Source organism: Paenibacillus agaridevorans (assembly GCF_003112455.1).
Classification (GTDB): domain Bacteria; phylum Bacillota; class Bacilli; order Paenibacillales; family Paenibacillaceae; genus Pristimantibacillus; species Pristimantibacillus agaridevorans.
Window position 1 is genome coordinate 72,007 of the sequence record NZ_BDQX01000315.1, and the last position, 7,203, is coordinate 79,209.

Here is a 7,203-nt window from a genome sequence, read left to right on the forward strand (position 1 = left end):
TATACTAAATGATCCTCTAAAGTAGGGAATAACGTCGCTGGAGTCCGTTAGATTTGACAAACCTCTCAAATCGGTAGAATAGCGTTGCTCATGTCCGTTAGGCGGCAAGCCTGCAGGCTAAAGTGTGCAAAAGCACTCCAAGCGTACAAAGTGTGTCAATCGTAAAAATCGCCCCAATCGTGCAAAAAAGCTTGCCAATCGTGCAAAGTGTCCCAATCGTACATAGTGTCCAAATCGTGCTAGGAATGCTAATTATGCAAAAGTTCTAAGCATACTGTGTACCCCAGCGATCCAAGCGTGCTAAATCGGCGCCCCATTTAGTCGAAGTGTGATTTTGTGGCTGCCTAAGTTGCGCCAGGGGACCGCAAGCGAAAAAAATCCAGCATTTCGTGCCTTACTACTTCACCTGTCGTAGTAATTATGCTATACTGCATTTACTACGACAGATGAAGTAATCGGGGAGGATGCCGGAAGTGATCAGCAGTGATGTTATACGCGGTTATAACGATACGATGATCCTCTACATGCTGCTGGGCGGGGAATCCTACGGATACGAGATATCCAAGCAGATCCGGCAGCTGACGCAGGAGAAGTACGTCATGAAAGAAACCACGCTGTATTCCGCCTTCGCTAGACTGGAGAAGAACGGCTATATAGAATCCTTTTACCGGGATGAGAGCCTCGGCAAACGGCGCACGTATTATCGGATTACTCCGCCGGGTCTCTCCTACTACAAAGAGAAATGCGAAGAATGGATGGTTACGCAGGCTGTTGTCAACCAATTTATAAAGGAGTGGTGAAGGATCATGGAAACGATCAGCGTCTACTTGGACCATATGTTTGCCAGTCTGCCCAAGACACTGGAAGTCATGCGCATGAAGCAGGAGCTGTTGTCCGGGATGGAGGAGAAGTACAGGGAGCTGAAGGAGGAGGGCAAGTCGGAGAACGAGGCAATCGGCATCGTCATTTCGGAATTCGGCAATATCGAGGAATTGACTGCCGAACTTGGCATTCGTGCAGTCGAACCGGAGCGGGCAGCACCTATGCTGACAGAGCATGAGGCTTACGCGTATACGGCTGCCAAGCGAAGCGCCGGATTGTGGGTTGGTCTGGGAATTTTCTTCTGCGCAAGCGGTGTGGCGTTGCTGATTTTTCTGGATACGCTATTCGAAACAACGGTCGACTCTGAACGAGGCTCGATGCTGGGTCTGATCGGTATGTTCATGCTGGGCGCCGTGGGAGTAGGGATGTTCTTTAACAGCGGCATGAAGCTCAGCCGGTTCAAGACTTTGGAGCAAGGTTTCCAATTATCCTATGCGCTCAAGATGGAGTTGCGGCAAGGTCAAGCTCATTACGCTCCGACTTATCGTTTCTCTCTTATCACCGGAGTCTGCCTGAGCGTGCTGTCACCCATCTTGATCTTCGCCGCATCTTATGTCAACGAAGAATACGCTCCTTATGGCGTTGCCGCTTTCTTGCTGTTGGCGGCCGTTGCGGTGTTCCTGTTTGTCTATTACGGGAATATTCAGGGAGCATATACGAAGCTTCTGGAAGAGCCGATTCTCGCTGCCGCCAAGAAGGAAGAGGAAAGAATTTCGGGAGCCGTGGGCGCTGTAATATGGCCGCTGGCGACGATTATTTTCCTGTTCACTGGCTTTGTCTATCATCGCTGGGACGTCAATTGGGCCGTATTCCCCATTGCGGGCATCTTGCACGGCATGCTGAACGGCGTCTATAATATGAATCGCAAGAGCGAAATGTAAGGTAAGCGAGAAGAGTTTGCCTAAGAAACGTGGTGACCAACGATGTTCAAAATCATGCTCATAGAGGACGATACGACATTGTTCCAGGAAATCAAGGAGCGATTGTCCTTATGGTCCTACGAGGTCTTCGGCGTTAAGCAGTTTGATAAAGTTATGCAGGAGTTCGCGGAGGCGGGTCCCGAGCTTGTCATCATCGACATCCAACTGCCCAAATTCGACGGCTTCCACTGGTGCCGGATGATTCGCGCGCATTCCAATGTGCCGATCATCTTCCTTTCTTCCCGCGATCATCCCATGGACATGGTGATGTCGATGCAGCTCGGAGCCGACGACTTCGTGCAGAAGCCGTTCCACTTTGACGTGCTTATTGCCAAAATACAGGCGATTCTGCGCAGAACATACAACTACAATAATGAGCCGACCCAGCTGAAAACGTGGCGGGGGGCCGCCGTCGACTATATGAAAAATACGATTGCGAACGACGAGGGAACGGCAGAGCTGACAAAAAACGAAATGTTTATTCTGACTTATCTCGTTGAACGCAAAAATAAAATCGTGAGCCGCGACGAGCTGATCGCGAGCCTATGGAACAACGAGCAGTTCGTGAGCGATAATACGCTTACCGTCAATGTAAACCGTGTGCGCAAAAAACTCGAAAGTATCGGACTGGACCCGTATATCGAGACGAAGGTCGGCCGAGGTTACATGGCAACGGAAGAGGCGGGGGCATGATTCGCAAATACATCGCGGAAAGGCGAAGCTGGCTGCTGCTGCTTGCCGTCGTCCACCTGCTGCCCCTGTTCATAGCGTCCATTGACGTCTCCATCCCGCTGATGCCGATCTTGTACAGTACGTTGTTGTCCTCGATGGTTTGCATCGTCTTTCTGGTTGCCAGATACTATAAGGAAACCAAATTCATCAAGCAGTTGGAGGCCTGGGATCACACCTGCGGTCCGGAATCCCTAAAGGAGGCCGGCAGTCCGTTCGAACGGGTGGTGGAGGAGTCCATGTCCGCGCAAGCTCTTCATTACAAGAGCGAAGCGTCCGGACATCTGCTGCTGCTCGAACAGGAGAAGGACGAATTGACGGCCTGGATTCATGAGGTAAAAACGCCGCTTACCGCCATGCGGCTCGTGATCGACCGTTTAACCGAGGAATCGGCCAAAAGCAAGCTGGAATACGAATGGCTTCGCATTCATCATTTGCTGGACCGGCAGCTGCATCAAAGGCGGATTCCTTTTATGGAGAACGACCTGTACGTCGAGTCCGCGAAGCTAGAGCCGATCCTGTTCCAGGAAATTAAGGATTTGAGATCCTGGTGCATGCAAAAAAGGATTGGCTTTGACGTATCCCTCCAGGCTGAGCAGGTGCTGACCGATGCCAAATGGCTGGGATTTATATTGAGGCAAATTTTAACCAACGCGGTTAAATACAGCGAGTCCTCCGACATAAAGGTGAGCAGCTGCGAGGAGAACGGGCATGTCGTCGTCGAGATCCAGGACCAAGGCCGCGGCATTAGCGCCAAGGACTTGCCCCGCATATTCGAACGGGGATTTACGTCCACGACGATGCATCAGGATAGCGCGGCCACCGGCATGGGACTTTATTTGGCGCAAAAAGCGGCGGATTCGCTTCGAATCCGAATGGAGGCGGAGTCCACCTACGGCAGCGGCACGACGTTCCGGCTGTTGTTCCCCGTCGCCAACGATTTTGATGTAATGATGGGCATGTGACAACAATGTCACATGCTTTTTTATTTTGTTCGTTAAATCGCAGGAAATCCAGGTTCCGTTGGGGTACGATAAAGGCATCCGAAAGAAGGAGTGTAACCCCATGATTATTTTAGAGGCCAAAAAAATTCACAAAACATACGGCAATAAATTCAATAGGCAGGAAGTGCTTAAGGGGATCGACCTAAAGGTAACCAAAGGAGAATTCGTCGGCATTATGGGAGCGTCCGGTTCCGGCAAAACAACGCTTCTTAACGTGCTCTCTTCCATCGATCAACTGAGCGAAGGGACTATCGAGATCCAGGGTAAACAGTTTACGGGCATGAAGGAGAAGAAACTCGCGGAATTCCGAAAGCATCACCTCGGCTTTATTTTTCAGGAGTACAATCTGCTGGACACGCTGACCGTGAAGGAAAATGTGCTTCTGCCGTTATCCATCCGGGATGTATCCAAACAGGCCGCGCTTGAAAAATTCAAGCAAATTGCGACCGAACTTGGCATCTACGAGCTTGCCGACAAATATCCTAGCGAAATTTCGGGAGGACAGAAGCAGCGGACCTCCGCGGCACGGGCTTTCGTGCACGATCCCGGCATTATTTTCGCGGACGAGCCGACCGGGGCGCTAGATTCGAAGTCGGCTTCCGACCTGCTGAATAAGCTCAGCTACATGAACGCGAAGCACGCCGCGACGATCATTATGGTCACGCACGATCCGGTAGCCGCCAGCTATTGCAGCCGCGTCGTCTTTATCAAGGACGGCCAAATCTACAGCCAGCTTCACAAGGGCGAGGAATCCAGGCAGACGCTGCTCGGCGACATCATCAAAACCCAAGGCGTGCTGGGCGGTGTTCAAGGGTGAGTCTGAATACGATCATCTTGCGGAATTTGAAAAAAAACATTCAAAACTACTTTCTTTATGTGTTCGCGCTCATTTTCAGCGTCGCTCTTTATTTCTCGTTCGTTACGCTGCAATACGATCCGTCCATGGACGAAGCCAAAGGTTCGGTCAAGGGAGCGGCCGCTCTTGGAGCAGCGTCAGTGCTGCTCGTGGCCATCGTCGCGGTATTTCTGCTATATGCCAACACGATCTTCATTAAACGAAGAAGCAAGGAAATCGGGTTATTCCAGCTGATCGGTCTGACGAAGGAACGTATCTTCAGAATCATGACCGCCGAAAATCTGATTTTGTATTTCGGATCCATGATCGTCGGCATTGCGGCCGGATTCGCGGTTTCCAGATTGATTCTGATGATTCTGTTCCGCATTATCGGCGTCGATGAGATGGCCAAGCTGCGTTTCTCTTCGGAAGCGCTTGTTCAGACGATTATCGTGTTTGCCGCCATTTACCTTCTGATCATGCTCATGAACTATGCATTTATTAGAAGGCAGACGATTCTCTCCTTGTTCCGCGCCGTATCCGTCGCGCAGCAGCGGACTCAGAAGCGGTCCATGCTGGAATTCGTGTTCGGACTATGCGGTATTGTCTTCATCCTGGTCGGTTATTACGTATCTGCAGAGCTGTTCAAAGGGCGGTTCATGGGAATGGGCGAGCTCATGATGGCGATGATCTTTATTCTGGCAGCGGTCATTATCGGGACCTACCTGTTCTACAAAGGTTCGGTCAGCGTCATCTTCAACGCCGTCCGCAGAAGCAAACAAGGATACTTGTCCATTGGGGAAGTATTGTCCATATCCTCCATCATGTTTCGGATGAAGTCGAACGCATTGCTGCTCACCGTCATTACGACCGTATCCGCGCTCGCCATCGGATTATTGTCGTTAAGTTATATTTCTTATTACTCGGCCGAAGCGCAAGCACAAAGAGATGTTCCGAATGATTTTGCTTTCGCGAACGCAGAGGCGAAGGATCGTTTTATCGCGGAGCTTGATGCCAGGAAAGTTGCCTACGACGTTATTCGCAGAGTGCCGATTTACATGGAAATCGACGTTACGGGCATCGCGTCTTCCAACGTGCTCGACTCGCTGGAGGGCAACACGTTTATCTCCCCGGTACTCAGCGAGGCCATGGTGGAGGGAGTAGAGGTGGAGCCGAACGAAGCGATTTTTATGGGCTACAGCGGAGCGATGCAGAATTTCATGTCGCTCAAGTCGACCGGCGATTTTCAATTTATGGGGCTGCACGGCAGCCTTCAACAAAAGCTCGTCGGCACCAAGGAACAAAGCGTCTTGATCTACAGATACGGACAGGGAATACCGACGACGATCGTCGATGACAGCGTGTACGAGAAGCTCCTTCAGAATCTGGATCCGGCTGTTCAGAATACAAGATATGCGGATTATTACGGCGTGGACATACCGGATTCATCGCGTAAGGAAGAGGCGCGGCAAGCCTATGCGGATACGCAGCCATCCTCTTCTCAGGAGTCGTTTTCGCAGCATGAGCTTATGATGAACGGACGTTTGAATATGGGATTGATCATGTTCATCGTCGGATTTCTCGGACTTGCGTTCCTGATCACGTCCGGCTGCATCCTTTACTTCAAGCAGATGGATGAGAGCGAAGAGGAGAAACCGAATTATACGATACTGCGCAAGCTGGGATTTACGCAGGGCGACTTGCTCCGCGGAATCGCGTACAAGCAGTTGTTTAACTTCGGCATTCCGCTTATTGTCGGCTTGAGCCACGGTTACTTTGCCGTGAAATCCGGCTGGTTCCTATTCGGCACGGAGCTCACGGCCCCCATGCTCATTGTCATGGTGCTGTACACGGCGCTGTATTCCGTCTTCGGAATCCTCTCCGTGCTGTATTACAAGCGGGTGATTAAGGAATCGTTGTGAAATAGAGGGGCCTAAGCAGAGATGCTTTGGGCCTCTTTTTTAATGAATTTTGATTTCGGAAGCAGATTAGTTTGCCACAGTCTGTGCCAATATAACGGCTGTGTGCGGGGGGAATTGAGGCGATGGTGGTGCTGGTGCTGGAGTGCTGGTGCTAGTGTGCGCCCTTGGATATTTTCACAAACGGTACAACAATTGAGCAAAAATACACAATTAAGATGAGGTAAGGGCCATTCATTCGTACATTTGTACATATATACACAAATATTGGTTCAAAGAGGTCCCAAACGAAGATGTGAAGCGAGAATTTGTGTATTTTCGTACAATTTGCTGTGCAGAAGCCCCCTCTGTTTAAGAAAATTAGGGAGATATGCACAAATGTGCTGAGAGGCGATAAAAACGCCGATGGACCGGAAAGTAACTCTGATTAGCGTCCATGGGCGTTAGTAACGCTTATGGTTCCAAAAAGTAGGCGAACGAGCAGCTGTAGGCGTTAAAAACGTCGATGGACCGAAAAGTAACTCTGATTAACGTCCATAGGCGTTAGTAACGCTTATGGCTCCAAAAAGTAGGCGAACGAGCAGCTGTAGGCGTTAAAAACGCCGATGGACCGGAAAAGTAACTCTCATTAGCGTGCATAGGTGTTAATAACGCCTATGGCTCCAAAAAGTAGGCGAACGAGCAGCTGTAGGCGTTAAAAACGCCGATGGACCGGAAAAGTAACTCTGATTAACGTTCATAGGCGTTAATAACGCATATGGCTCCAAAAAGTAGGCGAACGAGCAGCTGTAGGCGTTAAAAACGCCGATGGACCGGAAAGTAACTCTGATTAGCGCCCATAGGCGTTAACAACGCCTATGGCTCCAAAAAGTAGGCGAACGAGCAGCTGTAGGCGTTAAAAACGCCGATGGTCC

General features: G+C 50.4%; 6 protein-coding genes. All 6 read left to right on the forward strand.

Going from position 1 to position 7,203, the window contains the following annotated elements; genetic code table 11:
• Positions 1-473: 473 nt before the first annotated feature.
• The 6 genes from PAT3040_RS25320 (at position 474) to PAT3040_RS25345 (ending at position 6,292) form a co-directional block, all read left to right on the forward strand.
• Entirely contained in the window at positions 474-800 is a 327-nt protein-coding gene (locus PAT3040_RS25320) for a PadR family transcriptional regulator (RefSeq protein WP_108994871.1), read from the forward strand.
• Positions 801-806: 6 nt separating this feature from the next.
• A complete protein-coding gene (locus PAT3040_RS25325; protein ID WP_108994865.1) occupies positions 807-1,763 on the forward strand; it encodes a permease prefix domain 1-containing protein in 957 nt (318 codons plus the stop codon).
• Positions 1,764-1,805: 42 nt separating this feature from the next.
• Complete coding sequence (locus tag PAT3040_RS25330) at positions 1,806-2,495, forward strand: response regulator transcription factor (protein ID WP_108994866.1); 690 nt, start codon at positions 1,806-1,808, stop codon at positions 2,493-2,495.
• Complete coding sequence (locus PAT3040_RS25335) at positions 2,492-3,496, forward strand: sensor histidine kinase (RefSeq protein WP_108994867.1); 1,005 nt, start codon at positions 2,492-2,494, stop codon at positions 3,494-3,496. Before PAT3040_RS25330 ends, PAT3040_RS25335 begins: the two co-directional genes overlap by 4 nt.
• 100 nt (positions 3,497-3,596) lie before the next feature.
• Positions 3,597-4,352, forward strand: a complete 756-nt coding sequence (locus PAT3040_RS25340) for an ABC transporter ATP-binding protein (protein ID WP_108994868.1) — start codon at positions 3,597-3,599, stop codon at positions 4,350-4,352.
• Positions 4,349-6,292 (forward strand): FtsX-like permease family protein, encoded by a 1,944-nt coding sequence (locus tag PAT3040_RS25345; protein ID WP_108994869.1) that lies wholly within the window; start codon positions 4,349-4,351, stop codon positions 6,290-6,292. The genes PAT3040_RS25340 and PAT3040_RS25345 overlap by 4 nt, the downstream gene beginning before the upstream one ends.
• Positions 6,293-7,203: the final 911 nt, after the last annotated feature.